The organism is Verrucosispora sp. WMMC514, from assembly GCF_027497295.1.
Lineage (GTDB): Bacteria > Actinomycetota > Actinomycetes > Mycobacteriales > Micromonosporaceae > Micromonospora > Micromonospora palythoicola.
Map to the genome: position 1 here is coordinate 1918216 of NZ_CP114906.1, position 25199 is coordinate 1943414.

Annotated in this window: 24 protein-coding genes; 6 read left to right on the forward strand and 18 right to left on the reverse strand. The window is 72.1% G+C overall.

Going from position 1 to position 25199, the window contains the following annotated elements; translation table 11 throughout:
* Positions 1 to 16 precede the first annotated feature (16 nt).
* From O7597_RS08780 to O7597_RS08795, 4 genes are all read right to left on the reverse strand, one after another.
* A complete protein-coding gene (locus tag O7597_RS08780) occupies positions 17 to 616 on the reverse strand; it encodes a hypothetical protein (RefSeq protein ID WP_269738532.1) in 600 nt (199 codons plus the stop codon).
* 26 nt (positions 617 to 642) lie between these two features.
* A complete protein-coding gene (locus tag O7597_RS08785; RefSeq protein WP_269738533.1) occupies positions 643 to 1692 on the reverse strand; it encodes a 3-oxoacyl-[acyl-carrier-protein] synthase III C-terminal domain-containing protein in 1050 nt (349 codons plus the stop codon).
* A gap of 92 nt (positions 1693 to 1784) precedes the next feature.
* A complete protein-coding gene (locus O7597_RS08790; RefSeq protein WP_269738534.1) occupies positions 1785 to 2957 on the reverse strand; it encodes an acyl-CoA dehydrogenase family protein in 1173 nt (390 codons plus the stop codon).
* A gap of 47 nt (positions 2958 to 3004) precedes the next feature.
* On the reverse strand, positions 3005 to 3742 hold the full coding sequence (locus tag O7597_RS08795; RefSeq protein WP_269738535.1) for a methyltransferase domain-containing protein: 738 nt from the start codon (positions 3740 to 3742) through the stop codon (positions 3005 to 3007).
* Between O7597_RS08795 and O7597_RS08800 the strand changes: the two genes are divergently transcribed.
* The 4 genes from O7597_RS08800 to disA all read left to right on the forward strand — a co-directional run bounded on the left by O7597_RS08800 (position 3741) and on the right by disA (position 8319).
* Complete coding sequence (locus O7597_RS08800) at positions 3741 to 4628, forward strand: UbiA family prenyltransferase (protein ID WP_269738536.1); 888 nt, start codon at positions 3741 to 3743, stop codon at positions 4626 to 4628. The genes O7597_RS08795 and O7597_RS08800 overlap by 2 nt on opposite strands.
* Before the next feature lie 139 nt (positions 4629 to 4767).
* On the forward strand, positions 4768 to 5487 hold the full coding sequence (locus O7597_RS08805; protein WP_269738537.1) for a hypothetical protein: 720 nt from the start codon (positions 4768 to 4770) through the stop codon (positions 5485 to 5487).
* 110 nt (positions 5488 to 5597) lie between these two features.
* On the forward strand, positions 5598 to 7043 hold the full coding sequence (radA, locus tag O7597_RS08810) for a DNA repair protein RadA (RefSeq protein WP_269738749.1): 1446 nt from the start codon (positions 5598 to 5600) through the stop codon (positions 7041 to 7043).
* Positions 7044 to 7140: 97 nt separating this feature from the next.
* A complete protein-coding gene (gene disA, locus O7597_RS08815; RefSeq protein ID WP_269738538.1) occupies positions 7141 to 8319 on the forward strand; it encodes a DNA integrity scanning diadenylate cyclase DisA in 1179 nt (392 codons plus the stop codon).
* A gap of 52 nt (positions 8320 to 8371) precedes the next feature.
* Here the strand turns inward: disA and O7597_RS08820 are convergent, their stop codons facing one another.
* The 3 genes from O7597_RS08820 to O7597_RS08830 all read right to left on the reverse strand — a co-directional run bounded on the left by O7597_RS08820 (position 8372) and on the right by O7597_RS08830 (position 10355).
* Positions 8372 to 9115, reverse strand: a complete 744-nt coding sequence (locus tag O7597_RS08820) for a hypothetical protein (protein WP_269738539.1) — start codon at positions 9113 to 9115, stop codon at positions 8372 to 8374.
* A 137-nt stretch (positions 9116 to 9252) separates the two neighbouring features.
* Positions 9253 to 9846, reverse strand: coding sequence for a peptide deformylase (locus O7597_RS08825; protein WP_269738540.1), 594 nt, complete (start codon positions 9844 to 9846; stop codon positions 9253 to 9255).
* Positions 9843 to 10355, reverse strand: coding sequence for an ACT domain-containing protein (locus O7597_RS08830; protein WP_281582426.1), 513 nt, complete (start codon positions 10353 to 10355; stop codon positions 9843 to 9845). The genes O7597_RS08825 and O7597_RS08830 overlap by 4 nt, the downstream gene beginning before the upstream one ends.
* A gap of 95 nt (positions 10356 to 10450) precedes the next feature.
* On the opposite strand from O7597_RS08830, the gene O7597_RS08835 reads away from it, so the two are divergent.
* Positions 10451 to 11353 carry an A/G-specific adenine glycosylase gene (locus O7597_RS08835; RefSeq protein ID WP_269738542.1) on the forward strand — a complete coding sequence of 301 codons (903 nt, stop codon included), beginning with the start codon at positions 10451 to 10453 and terminating at the stop codon, positions 11351 to 11353.
* 58 nt (positions 11354 to 11411) lie between these two features.
* Here the strand turns inward: O7597_RS08835 and O7597_RS08840 are convergent, their stop codons facing one another.
* The 4 genes from O7597_RS08840 to lysS all read right to left on the reverse strand — a co-directional run bounded on the left by O7597_RS08840 (position 11412) and on the right by lysS (position 17338).
* Positions 11412 to 12065 carry a C39 family peptidase gene (locus tag O7597_RS08840; RefSeq protein ID WP_269738750.1) on the reverse strand — a complete coding sequence of 218 codons (654 nt, stop codon included), beginning with the start codon at positions 12063 to 12065 and terminating at the stop codon, positions 11412 to 11414.
* Between the two features lie 338 nt (positions 12066 to 12403).
* The gene (locus O7597_RS08845) at positions 12404 to 14938 is read right to left on the reverse strand and encodes an ATP-dependent Clp protease ATP-binding subunit (protein ID WP_269738751.1); all 2535 of its coding nucleotides are present in this window, start codon (positions 14936 to 14938) and stop codon (positions 12404 to 12406) included.
* Positions 14939 to 15366: 428 nt separating this feature from the next.
* Positions 15367 to 15717, reverse strand: a complete 351-nt coding sequence (locus O7597_RS08850) for an Lsr2 family protein (RefSeq protein ID WP_093409819.1) — start codon at positions 15715 to 15717, stop codon at positions 15367 to 15369.
* 112 nt (positions 15718 to 15829) lie between these two features.
* Positions 15830 to 17338, reverse strand: coding sequence for a lysine--tRNA ligase (gene lysS, locus O7597_RS08855; RefSeq protein WP_269738543.1), 1509 nt, complete (start codon positions 17336 to 17338; stop codon positions 15830 to 15832).
* 90 nt (positions 17339 to 17428) lie between these two features.
* Between lysS and O7597_RS08860 the strand changes: the two genes are divergently transcribed.
* Entirely contained in the window at positions 17429 to 18169 is a 741-nt protein-coding gene (locus O7597_RS08860; protein WP_269738544.1) for a class I SAM-dependent methyltransferase, read from the forward strand.
* 189 nt (positions 18170 to 18358) lie between these two features.
* On the opposite strand, the gene O7597_RS08865 is transcribed toward O7597_RS08860, so the two are convergent.
* From O7597_RS08865 to O7597_RS08895, 7 genes are all read right to left on the reverse strand, one after another.
* Positions 18359 to 19117 (reverse strand): type III pantothenate kinase, encoded by a 759-nt coding sequence (locus O7597_RS08865; protein WP_164448613.1) that lies wholly within the window; start codon positions 19115 to 19117, stop codon positions 18359 to 18361.
* A gap of 19 nt (positions 19118 to 19136) precedes the next feature.
* On the reverse strand, positions 19137 to 20033 hold the full coding sequence (gene nadC / locus O7597_RS08870) for a carboxylating nicotinate-nucleotide diphosphorylase (RefSeq protein WP_269738545.1): 897 nt from the start codon (positions 20031 to 20033) through the stop codon (positions 19137 to 19139).
* Complete coding sequence (locus O7597_RS08875; RefSeq protein WP_281582427.1) at positions 20030 to 21724, reverse strand: L-aspartate oxidase; 1695 nt, start codon at positions 21722 to 21724, stop codon at positions 20030 to 20032. The genes nadC and O7597_RS08875 overlap by 4 nt, the downstream gene beginning before the upstream one ends.
* Positions 21725 to 21785: 61 nt before the next feature.
* Positions 21786 to 22682 carry a septum formation family protein gene (locus tag O7597_RS08880; RefSeq protein ID WP_281582428.1) on the reverse strand — a complete coding sequence of 299 codons (897 nt, stop codon included), beginning with the start codon at positions 22680 to 22682 and terminating at the stop codon, positions 21786 to 21788.
* Positions 22683 to 22835: 153 nt separating this feature from the next.
* On the reverse strand, positions 22836 to 23255 hold the full coding sequence (gene panD / locus O7597_RS08885; RefSeq protein ID WP_164448617.1) for an aspartate 1-decarboxylase: 420 nt from the start codon (positions 23253 to 23255) through the stop codon (positions 22836 to 22838).
* Positions 23256 to 23282: 27 nt separating this feature from the next.
* On the reverse strand, positions 23283 to 24131 hold the full coding sequence (gene panC / locus O7597_RS08890) for a pantoate--beta-alanine ligase (protein WP_281583218.1): 849 nt from the start codon (positions 24129 to 24131) through the stop codon (positions 23283 to 23285).
* Positions 24132 to 24169: 38 nt separating this feature from the next.
* The gene (locus O7597_RS08895; RefSeq protein WP_269738549.1) at positions 24170 to 25132 is read right to left on the reverse strand and encodes a DUF2520 domain-containing protein; all 963 of its coding nucleotides are present in this window, start codon (positions 25130 to 25132) and stop codon (positions 24170 to 24172) included.
* Positions 25133 to 25199: the final 67 nt, after the last annotated feature.

Here is a 25199-nt window from a genome sequence, read left to right on the forward strand (position 1 = left end):
GGCCCGCCGGGACTGATCAGGTCAGGACGACCAGCCGGGCCTCGATCTGGACCGGCTGCGACCCGGCCGGCGAGAACGACAACCGGGCCGCCGCGCCGGTGCCGGTGAGTTCCATCAGGACCTGCCCACCGTCGCAGCCCACCGTCATCGGGGCCGCTGACCGGGCCCCGCTGACGGCCACCAGCAGCTCACCCGGGCCGGTGCAGCGCAGCCACAGCAGGTGCCGCTCGCCGCGCTCCAGCCGGGTCTGCCGCACCACCGCGCCGCCTGGGCTGAGCCGTGCCGACTCGGTCCAGACCGCTTCGGTCGCGCCCCGCCAGCCGTCCGCGACGGCGGAACTCGTGACGGTGCCGTCCACCGGTGGGCCGTCCGTGCCGACCACCGCGCCGGTACGCGGGTCGACCAGGACCGAGGAGGTCGGCTCGGGCACCACGGCGCCGGTGACCGGGTTCTCCCGCCAGTACGTGGCGGACGACGACCCGCCCGGCACGACACCCGTGTCGCTTCGCGCCTGCGGTGCCTGCACCTGCCACCACCAGCCGCCGAGGGTCAGCACCCCCACCCCGACGGCGGCCAGCAGGGCTCCGCGCAGCTGATGGATGGCATCGACGTCCATCCTTGGAGAGTAACTCTGTCGACTGGTCAGGCGTGCCGTTCCAGCAGGGCGGCGTAGAGGGTCAGGCCAGGCCCGAAGGCCAGCATCACCACGCGGCGCGGTGCCGGTGCCGACCGGAACAGGCGGTCGAGGATCAACAGCACCGTCGGCGAGGAACAGTTGCCGTGCTCGTCGAGCGTCTCCCGGGACGCCGCCAACGCCGCCGGTGCCAGCCCCAGCTCCCGCTCCACCACGTTCAGGATGCGCGGGCCGCCCGGGTGCACCGCCCAACCGTCCACCTCCGACCGGTGGGTGCCGTGCCGGGCCAGCACCTCGTCGACCAGCCCCCGGACGTGCGCCGACAGCACCTGCGGCACCTTCGGTGACAGCCCCATCCGGAAACCGGTGTCGGTCACCTCCCAGGTCATGTGGTCGGCGGTGGACGTGTCGGTCACCGAGGCGACCTCACGTACGGCGTACCCCCGCCCGCCGGGCACGACCACCGCGGCGACCGCGGCGTCGGAGAAGAGCGCGTGGGAGATGATCTGCTGAGTGTCCATCCGGGCCGAGGAGGGCTGCAGGTGCAGGCTGGTCAACTCGGCGCAGAGCAGCAGTGCGGGACGGCCCCGGGCGGTGACGAAGTCGCCCACCGCACCCAACCCCGGCAGCGCCGCGTAGCAGCCCATGTGACCGACGAACATCCGCTGGGTCGTCGCGGCCATGCCCAGATCCCGGGCGAGCAGGATGTCCAGCCCGGGGGTGGCGTACCCGGTGCACGAGCACACGACGAAGAGACCGACGTCCCGGGCATCCAGTCCGGCGGCAGTCAACGCCCGGCCGACCGCCTCCTTGCCCAGCGGTAACGCCTCGACCTGGTAACGGAGCATCCGTCGCTCGGTCGGCCAGTCGGAGACGTCCTCAAGCAGCGGGTTGACCGCCGCCTGCCGCCGGGTCACCCCGGAATGCGCGAAGATCCGCTCCGCCAGGGCGCGGGTGGAGCCGGAGAAGTGCCGGGAGAAGAACTTCTCCCACAACTCCCGCTGGTCGGCCGAGGGCGGATGGGCCGTGCCCAGGCCCGCGATAACCGGTACGGACACGGTCCCACCTTCCTCTCGCACGCTCACATCTCACGCCCGCCGACCCCGCGCCGATCCACGACCGCCAGGCCCGCGAGCTGATTCCCTCACGCTCACCAACGAGGACTCGATCCGTCCCGGTCCGGGTCACCACCGAGCGCGGCGATGCCGAGCCAGTCGGCACAGACGTCGGAGGTCGCCGGGTGCAGCGACCCGCAGCGGGCGTCGCGGTACAGGCGTTCCAGCGGATGACCCCGTCGGGTGGCGGAAGTGCCGGCCGCCTCCAGCATGGACGCGGCCACCTCCGCCGCGGTGGTGCCGGCCAGCAGCTTGGCCCGCCACACCCACCGGTTGGTCTCCTCGTCACCCGGTGCCTCGTCCACCCGTCGGGCCGCCTCGGCGACCACCAGCTCCGCCGCCGCCACAGCGGCGTCGGCACGACCGAGCCGGGCGCGTACCGCCGGCAGCCCGGCGAGGTTGCGGGTGTTGAGGTGTTCCGCCGCCGCGTCGATCGCCGCCCGGGCCACCCCCACGTAGACGGCCGCATAGCTGGCCACCAGCCAGTGCGGCATGAGCTGGGCCACCACCAGGGCCAGCCCCTCCACCCCGCCGAGCAGCCGGTCGGTCCCGACGGTCACGTCGAGGTGCAGGTCGTGCGAGGCGGTGGCGCGCATGCCGAGAGCGTCCCAGGTCGACTCGACGGTGAGCCCCGCTCCGGCCGGAACCAGGAACTGCGAGACCACCGAGGGGTCGGCGGCGCTACGGGCCGCCACCAGGTAGCCGTCGGCGTGGCCGGCACCGGAGCAGAAGGTCTTGCTGCCCTTGATCCGCCAGCCGCCGTCGACCGGTTCGTAGACCGTGGCGAGCTGGGACAGCCGGGCACCCGCGCCCCGCTCGCTCATCGCGACCGCGTACCACGCCCCGTCGGCCGCCGCCCGTAACAGGCGGTCACGGGCGGCCAGCGCCTCCGCCGGTACGCCGAGCGCCTCGGCCAGTTCCTCGGTGACCGCGCCGAGCGCACCGGTCACCGAGGCGTGCATGTTGAACACCAGGGCGGTGGCACCGTTGCCGCGGGCCAACTCGGTGGCCACCGCCGCGTACCCGGCGAAGGTGGCACCGGCGCCACCCAGCTCGGCCGGGACCATCAGACCGAACAGCCCCGCCTCGCGCAGGTCGGCGAAGTCGTCCACCGGAAACGAGCCGTCCCGGTCGTGCGTGGTGGCGCGCGCCGCCAGCCGGGGCGCCAGTCGCCGGGCCGCCGCCGACGCTCCACTGCGCTCGGTCATGGATGGAACCCCCTCTTCGGCCATTGCCATACCCTCACCTGGATCAGCTATCCGTCGCGCACCCCGTGACCCTGGTAGAGCACCGCCCTCGACCCGGTCGACACGATGCGTGGTGCCTGACCGGCCGGGGTCGCCGCGCCCGTCACCTGCCGCAGCAGCCACCGCAGCAGCCCGGGCACCCCGGGCCGGACACCACGGATCCGCAGGTCGACGCCGTGCCGGGCACACTCGGCGACCAACTCTCGGTCGTCGACGAACAGCCGAGGGTCGTGGATGCCGCGCGGCACGGTGGGCAGTCGCTCGGCGATGCGGACCGCGACCAGCCGGGCCAGCGCGGTGTCGTTGAGGGTGTCCAGCACCAGCAGACCACCGGGGCGCAGCAGGCGACACGCCTCGGCCACCGCCGCCCGCCAGTCCGGGACGTGCTCCAGCAGCTCTCCGGCGGCGACCACGTCGGCACAGCCGTCCACCAGCGGTACCGCCGTGGCGTCGCCGTTCACCACCGTCACGCCGTGCGCGGCCGCCTGGGCCAGCGCCGAGCGGGTCAGGTCCACCCCCACATGCCGGTAGCCCTTGCCGGCCAGGTGTGGGGCGAGCAGCCCGGCCCCGCAGCCGAGATCGACCAGGACCGCGCCGGGTCGCGCCGCCGGGGGCACCAGCGCGGCCCGCGCCCGGGCCAGCCAGTGCAGCATGGCGAACACCCCGTCCGGCCGCCACCATTCGTCCGCCAGGTCGTCGTACTGGCGCGGATCGTTGCGGGGCAGCACGAGGCCGGCGTCACGCATGGCAACGAGCGTGGCACGACTCCCCGGTAACGACCAGACTTCCGTTATGTCGTCGACGGTGTTAGGGCTGGTCAGAGCGAGCCATCCGGAGCCGACCGCGGCGGTCACCACAGTGGCCGGTCTGCTCGCCGTCGGTGTCGGGCATCCACCCGGCGGCGTCGTCGCGGTGGTGCTCACCGTGGCGGCCAGCCAGTTCACCGTGGGCTGGACCAACGACCTGCTCGACGCCGACCGCGACACGATGGTCGGGCGTGCCGACAAACCGTTGGCCGCCGGCGCGCTCGGTCGGCGTACCGTCGCGGTGGCCGCCGCCGTGGCCGCCGCCGCGACCGTGGCACTGGCCCTGACCACGAACCCGGCGGCGGCGCTCTGCGCCATCGTCGCTTTGGTCTCGGCGCTGCTCTACGACTGGCCGCTGAAGTCCACCCCGATCTCGGTGCTGCCGTACTCGGTCTCCTTCGGTGCGCTGCCCGCCTTCGTGGTGCTGGCCCTGCCCGGCGCTCCGCCACCCCCCGCCTGGCTGGTCGTCGCGGCGGCCCTGCTCGGCGCGGGTGCCCACTTCGCGAACGTGCTGCCCGACTTCGCCGACGACGCCCGGACCGGGGTACGTGGGCTGCCGCACCGGCTCGGCGCGGCGGGCAGCCGGGCGGCCGCTGTCGGGCTGCTGATCGCGGCGACCGTCACGCTCGTGCTCGGGCCGCCCGGACCGCCGACCGGCGTGGGTCTCACGGCGGTCGCCGCCACCGTCGTGATCTTCATCGTGGCCTGGTACGCGGGCCGCACCGGCGAGCACGCCGGAGCCCGGCCGGTGGCTGCCTTCCGCGCGGTGCTGCTGGTCGCCCTGATCGACGTCGTCCTGCTGGTCACGAACGGTCGGTTGGTCTGAGTTCCACCCCGACGGCTGGCCGCACCGGGTCGGCGTGCGGTCCACGATCAGCGCCAACTACCCTGGAGCCCGGTCTGCGCGGGCATGGCCAGCGGTTCCGGCCGGCGAGCCGGGTGTGATCGTGACGAGGAGGACCGACGTGAGGCGCTCGATCAGGGGTTCCCGGCGGGCTGCCGTGCTGCTGCCCGGGATCGCGGCGGCAGCCGGGCTGCTGCTGTCCGGATGCGGCGCCGGCCAGATCTCCGAGACGGCCAACAAGGTCCCGTCGATCCAGGGCGTCAACCTCGAGGCCGGCGACGGACGGTACGCCGTACGCGCCGCCGCGCTGGCCTACCCCGGTGCCGAGGGCTATCAGGCCGGCGAAAACGCGCTGCTCAACGTCGTCCTCTACAACGACTCGCCGGATCCGGTCACGGTGACGGTCAGCTCGCCGGACGCCCGGGAGGTGGTGCTCACCACGGTCGCCGCCGCGACCAACCCGTCGCCCACCGGCTCGCCGTCGCCGACCACCTCCCCCTCGCCGGAGCAGTCTCCCGAGGGTTCCCCCTCGCCCGACGACTCCCCTTCGCCGGACGACTCCCCGTCGCCCAGCCCGACGGGGTCGCCCACGTCCGCGCCGGCCCGGATCGAGATCCCCCCGCTGAGCTACGTGCAGCTCAACACCGAGGGTGAGCAGGTGCTTCAGCTGCTCGGGCTGAACGAGACCCTGCTCGCCGGCCAGAGCGTCACGCTGACCTTCGACTTCGGCGGCGAGACCGTCACCAGCCCGGCGCCGATCGCCGTGCCGCTCACGCCGCTGCCGCAGCCGTCGCCGGTCATCGAGCGGCACACCGAGTACGAGGGCGAAGGCGGCCACTGAGCACGGCGGGCCGGCCACGCCGACCGAGCTGATCCAGGTAGTTCCGACGGCACCGCGGCCATGCCGACGGTGCCGTCGTCGTACCCGGGGGTTAGCGTCGCCGGGTGAGCATCTCCCGATCGACCCCGTCCCGGGCGGGCGCCGGTTCGCGAAGCCGGGCCGCCGCTCGCGAGCCCCGGCCCGCGTACGAGTGCGACGCCTGCGGACATCAGCCACCGAAGTGGGTGGGACGCTGTCCCGAGTGTGGCGAGTGGGGCTCCGTGGTCGAGTGCACGGTCACCGGCCCGACCGTCTCGGGCCGCGTGGTGAGTTCCCGGATGCCCGCCGAGCCGGCCCGGCCCATCGCCACCATCAGCGCGGCACCGGCCCGGGCCCGACCGACCGGGGTCGGCGAGCTGGATCGGGTCCTCGGTGGTGGTCTGGTGCCCGGTGCCGTGGTGCTGCTCGCCGGGGAGCCGGGGGTGGGCAAGTCCACCCTGCTGCTCGACGTCGCCCAACAGTGGGCCGCCGGAGCGGGCAGCCCCTCGCTGGTGGTCAGCGGTGAGGAGTCGGTCAGCCAGGTACGGCTGCGCGCGGAGCGGATGGGCACCCTGCACGATCAGCTCTTCCTGGCGGCCGAGAGTGACCTCGCGGCGGTGCTCGGTCACCTCGACGCGGTCAAGCCGGGCCTGCTCGTCCTCGACTCGGTGCAGACCATCTCCACCACCGGCACCGAGGGCGTTCCCGGCGGGGTGACCCAGGTCCGGGCGGTCACCGCCGCCCTGGTCGCGGTCGCCAAGGAACGCGGCGTCGCCACCGTGCTGGTCGGCCACGTCACCAAGGACGGCCAGGTCGCCGGTCCCCGGGTGCTGGAGCACCTGGTCGACGTGGTGCTGCACTTCGAAGGCGACAAGCACTCCTCACTGCGGATGGTGCGTGGCGTCAAGAACCGGTTCGGCGCCGCCGACGAGGTCGGCTGCTTCGAGATGCACGAGGGCGGCATCAGCAGCCTCGCCGATCCCTCCGGGCTGTTCCTGACCCGTTACTCCGAGCCGGTCCCGGGCACCTGCGTGACGGTGGCGATGGAGGGGCGTCGGGCGCTGCTCACCGAGGTGCAGGCGCTGATCGGGGCCACCGTGGCCGGCTCGCCCCGGCGTACCGTCTCCGGGCTGGACTCCGCCCGGCTGGCGATGGTGCTCGCGGTGCTCCAGCGCCGTACCGAACGACTCACCCTGCACGACCGGGAGGTCTTCGCGGCCACCGTGGGCGGCATCCGGGTGGTGGAGCCCGCCGCCGACCTCGCGGTCGCCCTCGCCGTCGCCTCCGGAGGGCTCAACCTGGCGATCGCCCCGCACCTGGTGGCGATCGGCGAGGTCGGCCTCACCGGCGAGGTGCGGCGGGTGGGCGCGGTACCGCGCCGACTGGCCGAGGCGGCCCGGCTCGGTTTCCGGCTGGCCCTCGTGCCGCCCGGCTGCGGCCCCACCAGCACCGGCGCCGGCCCGGAGCAGATGCGCGTGATCGAGGTCACCGACGTCCGCTCGGCGTTGCAGGCCGCCGCGCGGGCGTCGGCGGAGTGAGCCGGCCACCGGGCGGGTCGGGCAGGGCGGGCGGAATCGTGACACATCACAGTAACCGCGAGAGCACCCACCGCAGGGCAGTCCGTAGACTGTGCCCGTGCCGATCGACCGCGATACCACCAAGCCAGCCGGCGCGACGCCCCACGCCCGCACCGCTGCCGTGGGCTCGCCCGCCCGACCCATCAGCGTGAGCGTGACCGGGGGCGGCGTCGCCGGTGACCCGCTGCGCGCGAACCTGGCCCTGATGGCACCCGGCACCGCGCTGCGCGACGGGTTGGAGCGGATCCTGCGGGGTCGCACGGGTGCGCTGATCGTCCTCGGCTACGACAAGGTGGTCGAGGGGCTCTGCACGGGCGGCTTCCCGCTCGACGTCGAGTTCTCCGCGACCCGGGTCCGGGAGCTCTGCAAGATGGACGGCGCGGTCGTGCTCTCCAGCGACGGCACCAGGATCGTGCGGGCGGCCGTGCACCTCATGCCCGATCCCACCATCCCGACCGAGGAGTCCGGCACCCGGCACCGCACCGCGGAGCGGGTCGCCCGGCAGACCGGCTACCCGGTGATCTCGGTCAGCCAGTCGATGCGCATCATCAGCCTCTACGTCAACGGTCAGCGGCATGTGCTCGACGACTCGGCGGCGATCCTCTCCCGGGCGAATCAGGCACTCGCCACGCTTGAGCGGTACAAACTCCGCCTCGACGAGGTGTCCGGCACGCTCTCCGCCCTGGAGATCGAGGACCTGGTCACCGTGCGTGACGCGGTGGCCGTGGTGCAGCGGCTGGAGATGGTCCGCCGGATCGCCGACGAGATCGCCGGTTACGTGGTCGAGCTGGGCACCGACGGGCGGTTGCTGGCCCTCCAGCTTGACGAGTTGATGGCCGGCGTGGACGCCGACCGCACCCTCGTCATCCGGGACTACCTGCCCACCGGCCGCAAGCCCCGGACCCTCGACGAGGCGCTCGTCGAGCTGGATCTGCTGAGTGCCACCGAGCTGATCGACCTGGTCTCGGTCGCCAAGGCGATCGGCTATCCGGCGGCCTCGGACGCGCTGGACGCCGCGGTCAGCCCGCGCGGCTTCCGGCTGCTGGCCAAGGTGCCCCGGCTTCCGGTGGCCGTGGTCGACCGGCTGGTGGTGCACTTCGGCAGCCTGCAACGGTTGCTGGGCGCCACAGTGGAGGACCTGCAGGCGGTCGACGGCGTCGGTGACGCACGAGCCCGCGGCGTACGCGAAGGGCTGTCGCGGCTGGCCGAGGCGTCCATCCTGGAACGCTACGTCTGACCGGGTCGCACCCGAACGAGCCGGGGCCGCGCCGGTGGCCCGGCAGAGCGGCCTAGCTGATGACGAGTTTCGCGGGTTGGCTCAGCTTGGTGCCCACCCGGGCGAAGACCTCGTACCTTCCGGCCTGCACCACCGGCCCGTTCGCCACGCCGTTGGCGCACCGGCTGCTGCCCCTGCCGTTCCAGCTGACCTGGTAGGAGCGTTCGAAGCCCGGGGTGAAGGACTGCACGTCCGACCCGGCGGCCGTGCCACAGGTGTCCGAGGACCAGACCACCTCGGCACCGGCCTTGATGTACAACTCCTGAGCGGTCGCGCCGACGTCCCGGCTGCACGTCCGGTCGGACCTGTTACGGATCTTCAAACTCAGGTCCACGGACGCCCCGGAGGCGGCCTCCGCCGGCGACGCCACGGCGGTCACCGAGAGTTCGGTGTCCGCACAGTTGCCCTCGTCCACGACGGGATCGGCCGCCGGCGGGTCATTGCTGAGGCTCGGTTCATTCTCCGGCTCGTCCCCCGCGTCGGCGGTCTCGCCCTCGCCCCCTGGATTCGCAGGGTCGGCCCCGGCGTCACCGGACGGCGGCGAACCGGTCTGCGGGGTCAGCACCGACCCGGTCGGATCCGGCGTGCCGGTCGCCACGCCCGGGTCGGGCTTGCCGTCACCGGTCGCGTCGTTGCCCCCGGTGGGCCCGTTGCACGAGTAGAACAGGACAATCAGGAAGAGCAGCACCGCACCGAGTACGACGGCGCGACGCCGCCAGTACACGGTGGGAGGCAGAGGGCCGACCGTCAGACGCATGATGACCCCACCGTAGCGGCGGCCGGTGCGGCGGGCGGCAGCGACGCGCCGGGGCTCACCCGCGCCATCGGATCCGACCCTCCATTCACGACGGTACGCACCGGCGGCGGTCACTCAGGGCCACCGTCCGGCCCGACTCAGAGATAGACCTTGCGCTGGTAGATCGCGTGCGCGCCGGCCACCCGATCCAGGAACAGCAGCCCGGCGCAATGGTCGATCTCGTGTTGCAGTGCGCGGGCCTCGAAACCGTCCGTCACCAGGCGTACGGTCTCAGCGCTGCCGGGCAGCGCACCCTCCACCACCAGCCGGCTCGCACGTTTCACGTCACCGGTCAGGTCCGGCACCGACATGCACCCTTCCCGACCCGCCTTCCAGCGGGTGGCCTCGACCACCCGGGCGTTGCAGAGCACGAAGACGCCGTGCCCGGTGACCGTCTTGGGATGCCCGGTGACGTCCACCGCGAAGATCTGCGCGCTCACCCCGACCTGTGGGGCGGCCAGGCCCACACAGCCCGGCGACACCCGCATGGTCGCGATCAGGTCGGCGGCGAGTCGCACCGTCTCATCGGCGGTCGGGTCGACCTCGCCTCCGGGCCGGCTGAGCACCGGGTCCGGTGCGCAGACCACCGGGATGACGCGGCCGGCGCCGACCACCTCGGGAACCCAGTCACCCAGGCCCACGTACGCGTCGGGCTGCGCGTCCCGATCCGGCGCGTCCGATGTGCCGCTCACAGCACGTCCGGTTCGGCAGGTCGGAGGGTCACCTCGACCCCGAGACCGGCGGCCAACTCCGCCAGCCGGCCGGTGAGCGCCTCGGCCGCACCCGGGGGCAGTTCCACCTCGGCCACCACCACGTAGAGCGTCCCGGCCAGTCGGGTGCTCAGATCGGTGACGTTGCCGCCGGCCTCGGCCAGCGCCCGGGTCATCGCGGCCACGATGCCCATCCGGTCGGCGCCGTGCACCGCCATCACGTACGGTTCGCCGGCAGGCGCGGTCTCACCGTCCGGCGTCACTTCGCGTACCGTCGCCAGCAGTTGACCGTCGGCGGCCAGCGTCGCCAGCGCGGTCTCGACCTCGGCGGCGGCCGGGCCGACGCAGATCAGGGTCATCGCGAAATGTCCCCGCAGCCGGGTCATGGTGCTGTCGGTCAGGTTGGCTCCGAGCCGGGCGAGCACCTCGGCGACGTCAGCCACGATGCCGGGCCGGTCTCGGCCGATGACGGTGATCGCAAGCTCGTTCATCCGGGCATTCTGCCCGATCGGCACGCGTCGTCGTTGTCGGCCCGCCCGACCGTCCGAACGGCGGGACCGTGGCGCGTGACATCATCGGCGACGCGATGACAGAACCCACATTCGCCGGCCGGGTGAGCCGGTGGTACGAGCAGCACGCGCGGGACCTGCCCTGGCGCCGACCCGAGGCGGACCCCTGGGCGATCCTGGTGAGCGAGGTCATGCTTCAGCAGACCCCGGTCGCCCGGGTGGTGCCCGCCTGGCAGGCGTGGCTGGAGCGCTGGCCGACGCCGGCCGCCCTGGCCGGGTCGAGCCCGGCCGAGGCGATCCGCATGTGGGGACGGCTCGGTTATCCCCGCCGCGCGGTGCGGCTGCACGAGTGCGCGGTGGCCATCGTGGCGCGGCACGGCGGCGCGGTGCCGGACCGGCTGGAACAGTTGCTCGCCCTGCCCGGCGTCGGCACGTACACCGCCCGGGCCGTCGCCGCCTTCGCGTACGGCCAGCGTCACCCGGTGGTCGACACCAACGTACGCCGGGTGGTCTGCCGGGCGGTGGCCGGTGAACCGGATGCCGGCCCGACCACCCGTCCGGCCGATCTGGTCGCCGCCGAGGAACTGCTGCCCGCCGAACCGGCCGCCGCCGCCCTGGCCAGCGCCGCCTTCATGGAGTTGGGGGCGGTCGTCTGCACCGCCCGGGCGCCTCGCTGCGGGGTGTGCCCGGTCGAGTCCACCTGTGCCTGGCGGGCTTCGGGGCGCCCCGCGCCAGCCGGTCCGACCCGCCGACCACAGCGGTACGCCGGCACTGACCGCCAGGTACGCGGCCTGCTGCTCGGCGTGCTCCGGGAGGCCAGCGGGCCGGTGCCGCACCAGCGCCTGGACCAGGTGTGGGCCGACGACGTACAGCGGGCGCGGGCACTGGCCGGACTCGTCGACGACGGTCTGGTCGAGCCGATCGGTGCGACGTCGTTCCGGTTGGTCGGCGACGGCCCTCCAGTACCGGTGACTGGCTGAGTACGCGCACCGAGGGCCGGCCCCGGCTGGGGCCGGCCCTCGGTGTCGGGCTGGCGGATCAGGCGGAATAGCCTCGGCTGGCGATCCAGTCGGCAAGCGCGTCGGTGCTGATCCAGTACTCGGCCCGGCTGGCGTCGGCCGAGTCGGCGATCTTCATCTGGTCGCCGCCGTCGCGGTAGCCGGTCACCGCGATGTAGTGGCCGCCGTCGAAGGTGTGGCTGCCCCCGTCGAGGTCGGTGGCGGTGCCGACGACGTTCGCCACGACGCCCCGCCCGCTGTCGACGGCGCGGACGACGTCGTCCCGCAACCGGTCGGTCTCGGCCCGGTCGGCGGCCTGACCGGGGATCTCCACCGTGCGGTAGACGTCCTTGCCGGCCTTCCGGTTGAGCGCCTCGGTGATCAGGAAGGCCGAGTCGGTGCCCCGCTCGGTGGTTCCCATCTCGCGGGCCAGGTCGTCCTGGGAAACGTCCTTGTTCAGGATGCTCAAGGTGTTACGCACCGCGGCCGGACCGCAGTAGTAGAAGTTCGGCTGGGCCTCGTAACGAAGCGTCAGCTGCCGCTCGCCCTTGCCGTGCCCTCGCGAGGTCACGGCGGCCAGTGGGTCGGAACTCGCCGGGGCGGCGGTGGCGCCCACCGGGCCGGCGATCATCCCACCGGCGCAGACGGCACCGGCGGCGGTCAGGGCGGCCTTACGGATCGGACCAGTCATGATCGTTTCCTTCCGTCTCGGGGGATCGACACGACACCAGGAGATGGGAGGTTGCGAGTACCGCGTCGGATGGAGGCGGCGTGGTACGCCTGCTCCGGGTTCGCAACGACCTGGGCGGGCCCGGCATTTCCGGGTCGGCCCTACCAGCCGGTCGTCGCGGTTACTCCTGCGTACAACGGCCTCACGGACCGGTCCATGCCCGGGCAAACCGTGACCGCCGTCACGACAATCACCCACAAAACGGATAAACGGCTCGGTCGGGCGGATGCATCGACGCCCGAACAGACGACGGCGGCCCGGTGGCATTCGCCACCGGGCCGCCGTCGCTTCGGCCGACGAACCTACTCGTCCGCGCCCGCGGGGGCCGTCCTGCCGCCGAGGTCGGCCGGTACGGCGTCCGGCACCTCCACCGGGCGGTCGGAGCCCTTGAAGACGAGCTTGGACTTGTCGATGTCGTTCGGGTCGCCCTCGCAGTCCACCAACACGATCTGACCCGGGGTCAGCTCGTTGAACAGGATCCGCTCGGACAGGTTGTCCTCGATGTCGCGTTGGATGGTGCGACGCAGCGGACGCGCCCCGAGGACCGGGTCGAAGCCCTTCGCCGCGAGGTACTTCTTGGCGTTGTCGGTCAACTCCAGGCCCATGTCCTTGTTCCGCAGCTGGGTCTCGATGCGGGAGATCATGATGTCGACGATCGACAGGATCTCGGTCTGACGCAGCTGGTGGAAGACGATGGTGTCGTCGATCCGGTTGAGGAACTCGGGCCGGAAGTGCTGCTTGAGCTCGTCGTTGACCTTCTGCTTCATCCGGTCGTAGTTGGACTCCGAGTCCTCCGACGCCTGGAAGCCCAGGGAGACCGCCTTCGCGACGTCCCGGGTGCCCAGGTTGGTGGTCAGGATGATGACCGTGTTCTTGAAGTCCACGATCCGACCCTGACCATCGGTGAGCCGACCGTCCTCCAGGATCTGCAGGAGCGTGTTGAACACGTCCGGGTGGGCCTTCTCGATCTCGTCGAACAGCACCACGCTGAACGGCCGACGCCGCACCTTCTCGGTCAGCTGCCCACCCTCGTCGTAGCCGACGTAGCCGGGCGGGGCACCCACCAGCCGGGAGACCGTGTACCGGTCGTGGAACTCGGACATGTCCAGCTGGATCAGCGCGTCCTCGCTGCCGAACAGGAACTCCGCGAGCGCCTTGGACAGCTCGGTCTTACCCACACCCGACGGGCCGGCGAAGATGAACGAGCCCGACGGGCGCTTCGGGTCCTTCAGGCCGGCCCGGGTACGCCGGATCGCCTTCGAGACCGCCTTGACCGCGTCCTCCTGGCCGATGACGCGCTTGTGCAGCTCGTCCTCCATGCGCAGCAGGCGGGAGGTCTCCTCCTCGGTCAGCTTGTAGACCGGGATGCCCGTCCAGTTGCCCAGCACCTCGGCGATCTGCTCGTCGTCGACCTCGCTGACGACGTCCAGGTCACCGGCCTTCCACTCCTTCTCCCGCTGCGCCTTCTGACCCAGCAGCTGCTTCTCCTTGTCCCGCAGCTGCGCGGCACGCTCGAAGTCCTGCGCGTCGATCGCGGACTCCTTGTCCCGACGCACCTGCGCGATCCGCTCGTCGAAGTCACGCAGGTCCGGCGGCGCGGTCATCCGACGGATCCGCATCCGGGCACCGGCCTCGTCGATCAGGTCGATCGCCTTGTCCGGCAGGAACCGGTCGGAGATGTACCGGTCGGCCAGCGTCGCCGCGGCCACCAACGCCGCGTCGGTGATCGACACGCGGTGGTGCGCCTCGTACCGATCCCGCAGACCCTTCAGGATCTCGATGGTGTGCGCCAGCGACGGCTCGCCGACCTGGATCGGCTGGAAGCGCCGCTCCAACGCGGCGTCCTTCTCCAGGTGCTTGCGGTACTCGTCGAGCGTGGTCGCGCCGATGGTCTGCAGCTCGCCACGGGCCAGCATCGGCTTGAGGATGCTCGCCGCGTCGATCGCGCCCTCGGCGGCACCAGCGCCGACCAGGGTGTGGATCTCGTCGATGAACAGGATGATGTCGCCCCGGGTGCGGATCTCCTTGAGCACCTTCTTCAGGCGCTCCTCGAAGTCACCGCGGTAGCGGGAACCGGCCACCAGCGCGCCCAGGTCGAGCGTGTAGAGCTGCTTGTCCTTGAGCGTCTCGGGCACCTCGCCCTTGATGATCTTCTGGGACAGGCCCTCCACGACGGCGGTCTTGCCGACGCCGGGCTCGCCGATCAGAACCGGGTTGTTCTTCGTCCGGCGGGAGAGCACCTGCATCACCCGCTCGATCTCCTTCTCCCGCCCGATGACCGGGTCGAGCTTGCCCTCCCGGGCCGCCTGGGTCAGGTTCCGGCCGAACTGGTCCAGCACCAGGCTGGTCGACGGCGCGGCCTCACCCGGGGCGGCACCGGCGGCGGCCGGCTCCTTGCCCTGGTAGCCGGAGAGCAACTGGATCACCTGCTGGCGGACCCGGTTCAGGTCGGCACCGAGCTTGACCAGCACCTGGGCGGCGACGCCCTCGCCCTCACGGATCAGCCCGAGCAGGATGTGCTCCGTGCCGATGTAGTTGTGGCCGAGCTGCAACGCCTCGCGCAGCGACAGCTCCAGCACCTTCTTGGCCCGCGGCGTGAACGGGATGTGCCCGCTCGGCGCCTGCTGACCCTGGCCGATGATCTCCTCCACCTGCTGGCGGACGCCCTCCAGGGAGATCCCGAGGCTCTCCAAGGCCTTGGCCGCGACGCCCTCACCCTCGTGGATCAGGCCCAACAGGATGTGTTCCGTACCGATGTAGTTGTGGTTGAGCATCCGGGCCTCTTCCTGGGCCAGGACGACAACCCGTCGCGCTCGGTCGGTGAACCGCTCGAACATGCCCTCGTGCTCCTCACGTGCCGTGCGCACTCGATCTTGGTGGTCAAGACTCTCGGCGGGGCCGGATACGCGAGCGCCCGGGACGGGCGTCCGCGCCTCATTACTCTATCGCCGCGAGCCGACTCGGCTGACCTCGTGTGTCTGCGTCGTAGGCCCGGTACGCGTCGTTTTGCACAACCATCCACGCTCAACGGGTGTTCCGGGCATGGTCTGTGTACGCGCAGAGCGAAATTCGGCCCGGTCGCCGGGACCGCCGGGAACGCCGCACGGGGGCGCCCCGACCGGGGACGGCACCATCCACAGGTTGTGGACAAGGCATCCACCGGCTGTGGACAACGTGCGGCATGCCGCGAATAGTCCCGCCGACGCCGACGCCGGCCCGGAGAAGCTCTCCGGGCCGGCGTCATGGCCGCTCCTGGTGCCTGGTCTCAGTGACCGGCCTTCGAGTGGTACTCGTCGACGATCTCCTGCGGGATCCGGCCCCGGTCCGAGATGTCCTTGCCCGCCTTGCGCGCCCAGGCCCGAATGGCCTTGTTCTGCTCACGGTCGGCGGTGGCACCACCGCGACCACGGGCGGCCCGACCACCGACGACCACGCCGCCGCGACCGACCTTCGTGCCGTGGGCGATGTACGGGGCGAATACCTCGCGCAATTTCTCTGCGTTCGAACCTGACAGGTCGATCTCGTACTGAACACCGTCGAGCGCGAACTTGACGGTCTCGTCCGCGTCCCCGCCGTCCAGGTCATCGACCAGCTTGTGAATGATCTGCTTGGCCACGCCACATTCCTTTCGAGCAGGGTTGCTCCTGCCAACTGCACAAGCACAATAACCCGCCAGATGCTTGTCGCGTCAATAGGATGCGGTAACGAGGCGGTAAGTTTTCGTACGACTACTCAGGGCGGACCAACGGGAAGAGGATGGTTTCCCGAATTCCCAGGCCGGTGAGCGCCATCAGGAGCCGGTCGATTCCCATTCCCATGCCACCGGCCGGCGGCATTCCGTACTCCATCGCCCGGAGAAAGTCCTCGTCCAGTCGCATCGCCTCGTCGTCACCCCGGGCGGCCAGTTGCGCCTGGGCCACCAGCCGTTCCCGCTGCACCACCGGGTCGACCAGCTCGGAGTACGCGGTCCCCAGCTCGAACCCGAGCACGTACAGGTCCCACTTCTCGGCCAGGCCCGGCTCGCTGCGGTGCGCCCGGGTCAGCGGGCTCGTCTCCTCCGGGTAGTCCCGCACGAAGGTCGGCGCCTCGAGGCCGGGTACCACGAGTTCCTCGAACAGCTCCTCGGCCAGTTTGCCCGGCCCCCACTTCGGGTCGACGGCCAGGCCCACCTTGTCGGCGTACTCGACCAGGCGCGCCTGCTCGGTGTGGACCGTGACCTCCTCACCCAGCGCCTCGGAAAGCACACCGAAGAGGGTGACCGAACGCCACTCGCCGCCGAGGTCGAACTCCCGACCGTCAGCGTGGGTGACCACCGTCGATCCGGAGACCGCGATCGCCGCCCGCTGGACGAGATTACGGGTCAACTCGGCCATCGTGTTGTAGTCCCCGTACGCCTCGTACGCCTCCAGCATGGCGAACTCAGGCGAGTGCGAAGAGTCGATGCCCTCATTACGGAAGTTGCGGTTGATCTCGAAGACCCGCTCGACGCCGCCGACGACAGCGCGCTTCAAAAACAGTTCCGGCGCGATTCGGAGATACAGATCCGTGTTGAGCGCATTGCTGTGGGTCACGAAAGGCCGGGCCGCCGCGCCCCCGTGCAGCAACTGCAACATCGGGGTCTCCACCTCAAGGTAACCCTCGCCGTGCAGCGAATCGCGCAGACTCCGCAACGCCGTCGCCCGGGTACGGACCATCTGCCGCGCCTGCGGACGGACGATCAGGTCGACGTAGCGCTGCCGGACCCGGGCCTCCTCGCTGAGCGGCTTGTGCGCCACCGGCAGCGGGCGCAACGCCTTGGCGGTGACCGCCCACTCCTCGGCCAGCACCGACAACTCACCCCGGCGGCTGGTGATCACCTCACCGGTGACCCCGACGTGGTCGCCCAGGTCCACCAGGCGCTTCCAGGCTTCCAGCCGATCCGCGCCGACCCGGTCCAGCGACAGCATCGCCTGCAGTTCGGTGCCGTCGCCGTCGCGCAGGGTGGCGAAGCAGAGCTTGCCGGTGTTCCGTACGAAGATCACCCGGCCGGTGACCGAGACCCGGTCGCCGGTGGCGGTGTCCGTCGGCAGATCCCCGTAACGCTCGCGCAGCTGGCTCAGGGTGCTGGTACGCGGGTAGCTGACCGGGTAGGGCTGCAAACCCTCGGCGAGCATCCGGTCCCGCTTCTCCCGGCGGACCTTCATCTGCTCGGGAAGGTCGTCGGCGGGGTCGACTGGCACGGGGCTCTGTTGGGTCACGGCACGCTTCCTCGGCGGGAGAATTCGGGCGGGGTCAGGCCCGAGCGTACTCAACCGCCCCGGCGACCGTTACTGGATAGCCTGCCGGTCATGACCGACCCCACGCAGGCCCTCTCCTTCGGCACCGCCGCCGCCGACTACGACCGCTACCGGCCCCGCTATCCGCAGGCCGCACTGCGGTGGGCGCTCGACGGCATCGACGCCCCCGCGCGGCTTGTCGATCTGGCTGCCGGTACCGGCATCCTGGCCCGTGGCCTGCTCGCCCTGGGGCACCGGGTGACCGCCGTCGAGCCCGACCCCGGTATGCGGGCCCAGCTGACGTCGGTCGACACCGAGGTGCGCGCGCTGGCCGGCAGCGCCGAGACGATGCCGCTGCCCGGCGGGTTCGCCGACGCCGTCCTCACCGGCCAGGCGTACCACTGGTTCGACCGGCCACGGGCACACGCGGAGATCGCCCGGGTGCTGCGGCCCGGCGGGGTATTCGCGCCGCTGTGGAACCTGCGGGACGACTCGTGCGCCTGGGTGGCCGAGCTGAGCCGGATCGCCGAGATCGGCGACACCGTCGAGCACCTGCGGCAGAGCGTGACCGACTTCGGCGACTCCTTCACCGCCCCCGAGTGGGCAGAGTTCACCCACGCCAGCACGCTGACCCCCGACGAACTGCTCGGCCTGGTCCGCACCCGCTCCCACTACCTGACCGCCACCCCCGCCCGCCGAGCCGAGGTCGACCACCAGGTCCGCGCCCTCCTACACACCCACCCCGACCTGGCCACCCAGGAGACCATCACCCTCCCGTACACCACCCTCGTAGCCCGCGCCCGGAGAACCTGAACACCGGCGCACAGACCCGCAACCGCAACAGGCGCGACAAGCCCTGCCACCTCAGACCCACCGCCCCACCGGACGGATGACGCTGCCCCACCGAGGGTTTCCGGGCAGCCCGACCGGCGCAGGGATCAAGCCTGACCGCCCGGAGCCGGTCGGGCTGCCCGGAAACCCCCCACCGCAAGACCGAAAGCGTCAGACGTTCCGCTCGTACACCATGCGCAACCCGATCAACGTGATCATCGGCTCGTGATGCGTGATCGTCCGGCACTCGTTGAGCACCAGTGAGGCCAACCCACCGGTCGCGATCACCGCCTTCAACTCGCCCAGCTCGGCGGCCATCCGCTCGACGATCCGGTCCACCTGACCGGCGAAACCGAAGTAGAGGCCCGCCTGGAGGCACTCGACGGTGTTCTTGCCGATCACCGAGCGGGGCCGGGTCGCCTCGACCTTGCGCAGCTGGGCGGCGCGGGCGGCGAGCGCGTCGAAGGAGATCTCGATGCCCGGGGCGAACGCACCACCGAGGAACTCGCCCCGACCACTGATCACGTCGAAGTTCGTGGTGGTCCCGAAGTCGACGACGATCGACGGCCCACCGTAGAGGGTGTACGCGGCCAGCGTGTTCACCACCCGGTCCGCGCCGACCTCCTTCGGGTTGTCGATGGCCAGCTGCACCCCGGTACGCACCCCGGGCTCGACGATGACGCTCGGCAGTTCGCCGTAGTAGCGGGTCAGCATGGTCCGCAGCGAGCGCAGGGCGGCCGGAACCGTCGAGCAGGCGGCCACGCCGGTGATCTCGACGGCGTCGCCCGCGAGCAGGCCCCGGAACATCAGACCCAGCTCGTCGGCCGTCGAACGGGCGTCGGTCTTGATCCGCCAGGAGTGCACCAGCTTGTCGCCGTCGAAGGTCGCCAGCACGGTGTTCGTGTTCCCGATGTCGATGCAGAGCAGCACGCACGCAGCCTAGACGGGTTCACTCCATGCGCAGGTCCAGGGCGATGTCCAGGATCGGTGAGGAGTGGGTGAGCGCGCCGACGGAGAGGTAGTCGACGCCGGTGGCACCCACCGCCGCGGCGTCGGCGAGGGTCAGCCCGCCGGTCGCCTCCAGCTCGGCCCGATCGCCCACGGTGGCCGCCACCTCGGCCAGCACCGCCGGCGGCATGTTGTCCAGCAGCAGGAAGTCGGCTCCGGCCTCGACCGCCTCCACGGCCTCGGCGAGGGTGTCCACCTCCACCTGCACGGGTACGTCGGGGAACGCCTCCCGGACCCGCCGGTACGCGGCGGCGACGCCGCCCGCCGCGAACTTGTGGTTGTCCTTGACCATGGCGACGTCGTGCAGGCCCATCCGCTTGTTCGTGCCCCCGCCGGCCCGGACCGCGTACTTCTCCAGGGCGCGCAACCCCGGCGTGGTCTTGCGGGTGTCCAGCACCATCGCCTTGCTGCCGGCCAACGCGTCCGCCCAGGCCCGGGTGTGCGTGGCCACCCCGGACATCCGACAGAGCAGGTTGAGGGCGGTCCGCTCGGCGGTGAGCAGCACCCGGGTCGGTCCGGTCACCGTGGCCAGCACGTCTCCCCGGGCCACCCGCTCGCCGTCGTGCGCCACCAGCGAGATCTCGACGGTACGCCCGACACCGGTCGCCTCGGCGGCCGACTCGAACACGGCGGCGGCGACGGCCAGCCCGGCCACCACGCCGTCGGCGCGGGCCACCACGTCGGCGGTGTCGGTCTGTGCCGCCGGGATGGTGGCGGTACTCGTCACGTCGAGCCCGTCCGGGCCGAGGTCCTCGACGAGCGCGTTCTCGATGATCCGGCGTACCTGGTCCGGGTCCAGCCCGGCCGCGCGCAGCATCCGCTCCGTCTCGCTGGTCATCGCGTCTCCTCCCACCGGGTGGTCAACCGTCCCGCTCCGCCGACGGCACCGACCAGGTGGCCGTGCCACCGCTCGTCGGCCACCGGGAAGTCCTCCCGCCAGTGGCAGCCCCGGGTCTCCTGGCGGGCGTAGGCCGCGGCGACAAGTGTGGCGGCCACCGTGAGCAGGTTCGTCGCCTCCCAGTCGGCGGTACGCGGGGTGCCGCGAGCGACGCCCAGCTCGACCAGTTCGGCGGCGGTCGCGGTGAGCGTCGCGGCCGAGCGGAGAACTCCGGCGCCCCTGGTCATCGCCCGCTGCAACACCGGTGTCGTCTCGGCCGGCAGCACCCAGCCGCCCTCACCCCGCCACGCCCCGGTGTCCGCCGGGCGGGCCTGCCCGGGCAGGCCGGACGCGATGTCGTCGGCGATCCGCCGGGAGAAGACCAGCCCTTCCAGCAGCGAGTTGCTGGCCAGTCGGTTCGCGCCGTGCACGCCCGTGCAGGCGACCTCACCGCAGGCGTACAGACCGGGGATCGAGGTCCGGCCGCGCAGGTCGGTGCGCACCCCGCCGGAGGCGTAGTGCGCGGCCGGCGCCACCGGAATCAGGCCGGTTCCCGGGTCGACCCCGATGGCCAGGCACGACGCGACGATTGTGGGAAACCGGCGGGCCAGGAAGTCACCGCCGAGGTGGCGGGCGTCGAGGTGGACGTGGTCGGCGCCGGTGGCCAGCAGCACCCGGTGGATGCCCTTGGCGACCACGTCCCGGGGGGCCAGCTCGGCCAGTTCGTGCTGGCCGAGCATGAAGCGTTTGCCGTCGGCGTCCACCAGGTACGCGCCCTCGCCCCGCAGCGCCTCGGAGACCAGCGGCTGCTGGGCGTGCCCGGCACCGGGCACCCGGGAGTGCTCCGGCACGATCAGCGCGGTCGGGTGGAACTGCACGAACTCCACGTCGGTGACCGCGGCACTGGCCCGCATGGCCAGGGCGACCCCGTCACCGGTGGAGACCGCCGGGTTCGTGGTGGCCGCGAAGATCTGCCCCATGCCGCCGGTGGCCAGCACCACCGCGCGGGCCAGCAGCGCACCGACGCCGTCCTCACTACCCTCGCCGAGCACGTGCAGGGTGATCCCGCACGCCGCACCGAGCCCGCCCGGACCGTCGCCGGGGGCCCGGAGCAGATCCAGCACCAACGCGTGCTCGACGAGCCTGATCCACGGGTCGCGGCGTACCGCCTCGTGCAACGCCCGCTGCACCTCGGCACCCGTCGCGTCGCCGCCCGCGTGCACGATGCGGTCGGCCCGGTGCCCGCCCTCGCGGGTGAGCATCAACGACCCGTCGGCGTTGCGGTCGAACTCGGCACCGAGACGCATCAGTTCCCGCAGCCGGGTCGGCCCCTCCTCCACGAGCACGCGGACCGCGGCCGGGTCGCACAGACCGACGCCGGCGATCTCGGTGTCGGAGGCGTGCATGGCCGGGGTGTCGGCCGGGTCGAGCACCGCGGCGATGCCGCCCTGCGCCCACCGGGTCGATCCCTCGTCCATGTCGACCTTGGTGACCACTGTTACGTGCAGTCCCGCCTTACGCAGATGCAACGCGGCGGTCAGCCCGGCCACCCCGGAGCCGACCACGATCACGTCGGTGGTCTCCACCCAGCCGGGTGCCGGGGCGGCCAGCCGGCTCGGCAGCGCCGGCAGGCCGACGGTCGGTAGGTCCATGCCCTCAGTCAACCCGAATGCCTTTCGACTCGGGCGGCGGGGGCGGGACGAGTGGTTCCGGCTACTTCGTCCGGACCGGGAGGGCCGCCGGGCCGGCGTCCTTGAGTGTTCCGGTCACCTGACGGTCGCTGAGCCACAGATAGCAACGGATCCCCCGGTCGCCCACCCGCCACCGACCGGCGCTGGGCGGCCGCACCACCACGTCGGTCCGGAAGATCAGGGCATTGTCGTCCGGCAGACCGGCGAAGCGGGCGAGGACCGAGCGGCACCCGGCGTAGAAGGGTGCCCACTGCACACTGCTGGTCGGGTACGGGCGGTCCGGAGCCGACCAGACCCCGGCGAACTCGGCGTCGTGGCGGTCGGTGCACGCCACCGGCACCAGGGTCTGCACCACCCCGTTCCCACCGGTACGCGTCTGCTGGCAGCTCAGTCGCAACGCCGACGCCGTCCGGAGCACGTCGCGCAGCGAGCCGGTCCGCGGCACCACCTTGGCACCGGCCTCGACCGTGTCGACCTCCATCAGGTCGCAGCGGTACCAGCGCGACCCGGCGGCCCAGCCCGGCCCGGACGGCACCGCGACCGCCAACCGGAGCCGCCCGGCCCGCCAGTTGTCACCGACGTGGCCGTTGGCCCGCTTGTCACAGTCGGCGAAGGCGGTGCGCAGCTCGGCGGAACCGGTGGGCGGCGGTTCCTTCCGGACGGCGGGAAAGGCGCCGACGTGCACCGTCTCCACCCGGTGCGGTGCGGCACAGTCCACCGGCGCGTACGCCCCGAGCGGCACCACCTCGGCGAAGTCGGCCTCGTGACAGACCCCAACCGCCGGGGTGAAGGGCCCGGGCGGCGGCAACGCGGCCCAGTCGTCGACCAGGTCGCCGTCCAGCCCGCCGGTCGACCCACAACCGGCCAGCAGCGCCGCCATGATGAAGGCCGTGACCAGGGTCCTCGTCGCACGCTGCATGGCGCCGCCTCCCCCAGTCAGCGGCCGTCCCCCGACGGCGCCTCCAGGGTAACCAGAAATGACCTTCCGGTGACAGACCGGAATCGCGGCGCGATGCTCACGGCCGGCACGAAAGGCTCCCGCGAGCGGCGAATCCTGGCCGACGAGTGTTCCCTACACCGACAGCGGGTTGGGCACCGGCGCGCCGGCCGTGCCGGGCGCGGCGGTCGACGGGTCGGCGCCGAGGTCGACGACCTTGTTGTCCGCGTCCACGTGCACCACCCGAGGGCGGTACGCGCGGGCCTCGGCATCGTCCATCTGCCCGTACGAGATGAGGATGACCAGGTCGCCCGGCTGGACCAGGCGGGCGGCGGCACCGTTGATACCGATCACACCGCTGCCCCGCCGGCCCGGGATCACGTACGTCTCCAGGCGGGCCCCGTTCGTGATGTCGACGATCGCCACCTGCTCGCCGGGGAGCAGGTCCGCGGCGTCGAGCAGATCCTCGTCGACGGTCACCGAGCCAACGTAGTGCAGGTCCGCCTGGGTCACCGTGGCCCGGTGGATCTTGGACTTGAGCATCGTGCGGAACATCGGGACGCCTTTCGCGGGTACGTGTGGTCAGGAAGCCGGGTCGAGCCGGAGCGGAGCGTTGTCGATCAGCCGTGTGTCGCCCACCCAGGCCGCCACGAGCAGCCGAGCGGGGCCACGGACCGGCCCGGGCTCCAGATCCGGATCGGTCAGCACCAGGTAGTCGAGCCGCGCGCCGGACTCGCCGGCCCCGAAGGCGACGTGTGCCGCCGTCAGGACTGCTGCGGCGTCGCCGCCGGCCGAAGCGGCCTCGGCTCCGGCCCGCAACGCCCGGGACAGGCTCAGCGCCACCGAGCGCTCGGCCGGCGAAAGGTAGCGGTTGCGGCTGGAAAGGGCGAGACCGTCCGGTTCCCGGACGGTGGGCACCCCGATCACCTCGACCGGAACGTCCAGGTCCCGACACATCCGCCGGACCAGGGTCAGCTGCTGGTAGTCCTTCTCACCGAAGAAGGTCAGGTCCGCGCGGGTGAGCTGCAGCAGCTTCAGCACCACGGTGAGTACGCCGTGGAAGAACCCCGGCCGGCTGAGCCCCTCCAGATCCTCGCCGAGCGGCCCCGGGTTGACCCGGACCGCCGGCTCACCGCCGGGATACATCTCACCCACCGAGGGAGCGAAGACCAGGTCCGCCCCGGCCCGCCGACACACGTCGAGATCGGCTTCGAGGGTACGCGGGTAGCGGTCGAAGTCCTCGTTCGGCCCGAACTGCAGCGGGTTCACGAAGATCGTCACGATCACGTGGTCGGCCCGCGCCCGGGCCTCGCGCAGGAGCGTCTCGTGCCCCTCGTGCAGCGCGCCCATGGTCATCACCACCCCCACCGTCCCGGTGCAGGCGGCTCGCGCCTCGGCCAGGTCGGCACGCGTGTGCACCAGCCCCGTCACGTGCTCCACCCCGCTCGACACCTGTTCCCCGCCGATGGTCACGCCGCCACCCCGCTCCGGTAGTCGTCCAGGACGCCGAACAGTGCCGCCGCGTCGGCCGGACGCAGCCGGCCGGCCGCGACGGCCCGGTCGGCGGTGCGCCGCGCCAGCACAAGGTAGGGCTCGACCGACTCGGGTGCGGTGCCGGCGAGCCGCGCCAGGTGCCGCCGCACCGTACCGGCGTCGCCCCGGGAGACCGGGCCGGTCAACGCGTCGTCGCCGAGGCGCAGCGCGTTCTCCAGCGCGGCACGCAGCAGCGGGGCGAGCACCTTCTCGGGCTGGCCCACCCCGGCGTCGCGCAGCCGGTCGGCCGCCTCGTTGACCAGGGTCACCAGGTGGTTCGCGCCGTGCGCCAGCGCCGCGTGATACAGCGGTCGGTCGGCCTCGGCGATCCACTCCGGCACCCCACCGAGGTCGACCACCAGCCGGGCGGCCAGCGGGCGCAGGTCGGCCGGCGCGGTCACCCCGTAGGAGATGCCGGGCAGCCGGCCAAGGTCGTCGGGCGTGCCGGCGAAGGTCATCGCGGGATGCAGCGCCAGTGGACGGGCACCGGCCGCGCTGGCCGGCGCCAGCACGGCCAGGCCGTGTGCCCCCGACGTGTGCGCGACCACCTGGCCGGGACGCACCGCACCGTCGGCGGCCAGACCGGCCACCACCTCGGCCAACGCGTCGTCCGGTACGGCGATCAGCAGCAGGTCGGTGGCGGCCCGGGCGACCTCGGCGGCCGGGCGGCGGGAAACCGTCGGCAGCAGCAGCGCCAGTCGGGCCCGGGAAGCACCGGACGTCCCGCTGGCGGCGACCACCCGATGACCCGCGGCGGCCAACGCGGCACCCAGGGTGGCGCCCACCCGCCCGGCGCCGATGACGCCGACCGTGAGCAGGGTAGAAGTGTCAGCCTTGGCCGACGCCAAGGTCGCGGGCCGCCGGGAGGCGGCCGAGTGGGTGCGCAGCCGTGCGCTCATGTCACGATCCAGTCCTCGAGACGGGGTACCGGTCGGGGCAAGTATGCGTCTCTGAAGCGGATCTGAA